The sequence below is a fragment of the Nioella sp. genome (genome assembly GCF_964229645.1).
Taxonomy (GTDB): Bacteria; Pseudomonadota; Alphaproteobacteria; order Rhodobacterales; family Rhodobacteraceae; genus Nioella.
This window is the reverse complement of record NZ_CAXREX010000260.1, coordinates 1-2,219: the sequence shown is the minus strand read 5'-3', so window position 1 is coordinate 2,219 and position 2,219 is coordinate 1. Positions and strand designations below refer to the sequence as shown.

Here is a 2,219-nt window from a genome sequence, read left to right as displayed (position 1 = left end):
GGCGCAGGTTGGACTCTTCGGCCACCAGATAGGGGGCGGCGGAAGAGTCGGGCAGGTCCGCATCGAGCCGCCGCGACACCAGCACCGACAGCGTCGGAACACCGCAACCGGTCAGGGACAGCGTCACGCCCCCCTTATCGTCCGGCCGGGAAAGCACGCGTTCGCCCAGCATGTCGCGCAGCGCCGCTTCGCCCTGCGTCAGGGTCTGGCCCGGCGCGTCGAGAGGGGCCACCGACAGACCGAACAGCGCGTCCAGCCAGTCGCGCGTCGGCGCGGCGAATAACGGCTCGGCCCCCGTGGCGCCTTGCAGCGACACGCGGATCCCGGCAAGCGAGGCCGCGTTGCCGCCGGTCTTGCCCAGCTTCTCGCGCACCAGCATTTCCGACAGCGCCCAAAGCGAATCCACCGGGTTCGCGGTGCGTTGAAGCGCCTTTGCCTCGGCCGCGTGCAGACCGCCGGGGGCAAGCGAGGGGAAGGCCAGCAGCGCAATCGACTGCACCGTGCCGTCCGGGGCGCTCGCCTGCACGAGGCCCGGCATCAGCGGATGAACCAGCGCGATGTCCCACAGCGCCGGGCCTTCGGCTGGCAGGACCAGCGTGTCGCCCGCCGGATGCATCTGATCGGGCTTTTCCGGCACCGCTTGGAGCGCGCTTAGCATCCAGCCCGCGCTGTCCTCGCCGCCGGTCAGCCGCAGCCGCAGTGCGCCGGTGGTCTCGTGCCACAGGCTTTCGATGCGCAGCGCGCCGGTCTGAAACGGCTCGAACGCGGTCATGCTGCCCGCCGGGCGCGCGGCGGCTCTTCCCGGCGCGGGCAGGCCGAACAGCCGGGCATAGGTGTTCAGCGCGACAAGCACGCCGGCATCCGCATGCGGCGCTTCGGCCAGCGCGGACAGGCTTTGCGGTTTCGCCCTTTCGGTCAGACCCGACAGCAATGTCCCGGGGACCGAGGCCGCCGCATTGAACCCCGCGGGGCGGTCGATGATCGGCCCGGGCCGGGTGGGGCGTGGGATGACGAGTTCCGGCGCAGCGGCCGGCGCCGGACTCGCGGCGGGCGTGGGGTCGGGTTGCAGGCGGGGAAGGATCGAGCGCGGCTTCGGCGCATCGGCACTGGGCTGCCGCCCGAGCATCCGGCCAAAGCGCTGGTAATGCTCGGCCGGGTCCATCCCCGTCAGCGCCACGTCGGGATAGGTGGCGAGGTACCACTCGGGATCGAACGTGGCGTCAAGGACAGTGCTCATGAAATCGGTTCCTGAAATTCGGATCGCGCGAAAGGCGGCGCGGGTCTGCAAAAGGTCTCGGTCAATGGAGGACGCGGCCAATTCCGCGTCGCGCTTCGGTTCGGGTCGCTTTGTGGCCCCTCTTCAGGGTCAGGGCCGCGAGGAAAAAGCCGCTCATAGCCTGCCATCTAGATGTGACGGATGAAAAACTGCGGGGGACCCAACGTGAAAAAAGACGCATCCCGGTGCGCTCCGGCCCTGTGCGCAGACGCAAGCGTCCGGCGCGGCGGGCTGCGGGGTGCAAGACCCGGATATCGGCTTCATGGTGAACGATGACGGGCATTGTTTTCCAGTCTCCGGTCATTGTTTGGCCTGTCGCGATATCATCTGCTCAGACATTACGCGGCCAGCGCGGTCGGGCGCCCAATTTAGGGACGCTGCGGTGCAGCAATGTCAAGGAGTCGGGCGGGATCGCTGCGCGGTCTCTTCGCTTTGTGATCCCGGTCCGCCCGGATTTGGCTCAGGCGACGCCCGCGCGCAGACATTCATGCAGCCGCAACAGGCCGACAGGACGTTGGGACTCATCAAGAACACCCAGCGCGTTCACCTTGCGCGCATTCATGATCGCCATCGCCTCCGCCGCCAGCATGTCGGGCGGCGCGGTCTGCGGCGAACGCGTGGCGACATCGCCTGCGGTCTTTTCCAGCAAGCCTTCGATGTTGCGGCGAATATCTCCGTCCGAGATGACCCCGGCCAGCGCTCCCTTGGCATCGACGACGCAGGCGATGCCGAAGCCCGCGCGGGTCATGGTGATCAGCGTCTCGCCCATCGGCGCGTCGCTTGGCACGATCGGGATCTCCGTTGCATCGTGCATGAGCTGATGCACCTGCGCCAGTTTCGAGCCCAGCTTGCCGCCGGGGTGGAAGATGCGGAAATGTTCGTGCACGAAGCCGCGCTGCTGCATCAGCGCCACGGCCAGCGCGTCGCCCAGAGCCAGCGTCAG

Annotated in this window: 1 protein-coding gene and 1 pseudogene; both read right to left on the bottom strand. The window is 68.2% G+C overall.

Translation table 11 applies throughout. The features are described from left to right. Positions 1-1,237 (bottom strand): annotated as a pseudogene (locus tag ACEQXV_RS17250) (hypothetical protein); the annotation flags it as partial. A gap of 499 nt (positions 1,238-1,736) precedes the next feature. Beyond that, the coding region (locus ACEQXV_RS17245) for a CBS domain-containing protein (protein WP_370270190.1) at positions 1,737-2,219 on the bottom strand (483 nt) is incomplete at its 5' end.